This is a genomic window from Hymenobacter agri (assembly GCF_054778495.1).
The window spans coordinates 1-1,222 of the sequence record NZ_BAAGZM010000919.1 but is presented as its reverse complement, the minus strand read 5'-3'; the positions used below and the strand labels follow the sequence as shown (position 1 = coordinate 1,222).

The 1,222-nt window shown below is 63.1% G+C and carries 1 protein-coding gene; it reads left to right on the top strand.

Going from position 1 to position 1,222, the window contains the following annotated elements:
* The coding region (locus ACYVDE_RS23375) for a helix-turn-helix domain-containing protein (protein ID WP_460503928.1) at positions 1 to 885 on the top strand (885 nt) is incomplete at its 5' end.
* Between the last annotated feature and the right edge of the window lie 337 nt (positions 886 to 1,222).

The window sequence follows — 1,222 nt, the reverse complement described above, 5'->3', positions numbered from 1 at the left end:
ACCGCGCCGCAGCCCGCCCTGCCCGGGCTGTTGCAGGAAGAATTGCCGGCTGTGGCCACCGCGGCCGCGGCTGATGAGGCGGAGGAAGCTCGCTTCGCCACCGGTGAGGGGCGCGACGCGCTGGTACTCATCATTGAAGACAACGCGGAAGTGAACGCCTTCCTGGCCCAGAAGCTGCGGCCCCACTTCCAGGTGCGCACGGCCACCGATGGCGCGGCCGGGCTGCGGCTGGCGGCAGAGCTGATTCCCGACCTCATCGTGAGCGACGTGATGATGCCGGAACTCAGCGGCCTGGAGCTGGTGGCGCAGCTCAAGGGCGACTGGCGCACCTCCCACATCCCGGTGGTGCTGCTCACGGCCCAGGGCGCGCCCGAGCAGCAGGTGGAGGGCGTGCAGGCCGGCGCGGATTTGTACCTCACCAAGCCCTTTAACCCCACCTTTCTGCTCGAAAGCCTGCGCACGCTGCTCGGCAACCGGGAGCGGCAGCGGGCGCATTTCCGCCGCGAGCTGAGCGTGGACACCGCCACCGTGGCCCCGGCCCAGCGCGTCGACCAGAAATTCCTGGCCGACTTCACCGCCATCGTGGAAGCCAACCTGGAGCGGGCCGACCTGAGCGTGGAAGACGTGGCCCGCAGCCTGGGCATCTCGCGGGTGCAGCTCTACCGCAAGGTGAAGGCCGTGCTCGGTACCAGCCCCACCGACTTCGTGCAGAGCGTGCGCCTCACCAAAGCCCGGCAATTATTGCTCGATGAAACCCTCACCATTGCCGAGGTAGCTTACCAGCTGGGGTTCAATTCGCCTTCTTATTTCTCCACCAGCTTCAAAGGGCGTTACCAGATTTCACCCTCCGAATACCGGGCCCTGCACATTGCCCCCGTGGGCTGAACGCAAAGTGAAAACCAGGTAACGAGAGTGTAACCGGGGTGCTTTTTTCAAACGTTTGCGGGTTGTTAAATGATTGTAAATCAAATTTAAAATAAAAATTCAAGCTGTGAACGAATAGTTAACGCTTTTGAGAGGATAAAGCAAGCCGCCCGGAGTTGGCCGCCGGAAGTTTGGGCCATCAATCAGCCACTCGCTTTTGCCGGCGAGGCCCGGTTGCGGACCCATCCCTTGCTTTTTCATCCCACTCAAAAACGCATGAACACACTGCTACATTCTCTCCCGCAGGCGGCGCTGGTGGCGCTGCTGGCCGGCGGCCCGGCCCTGGCGGCAGCCCCCG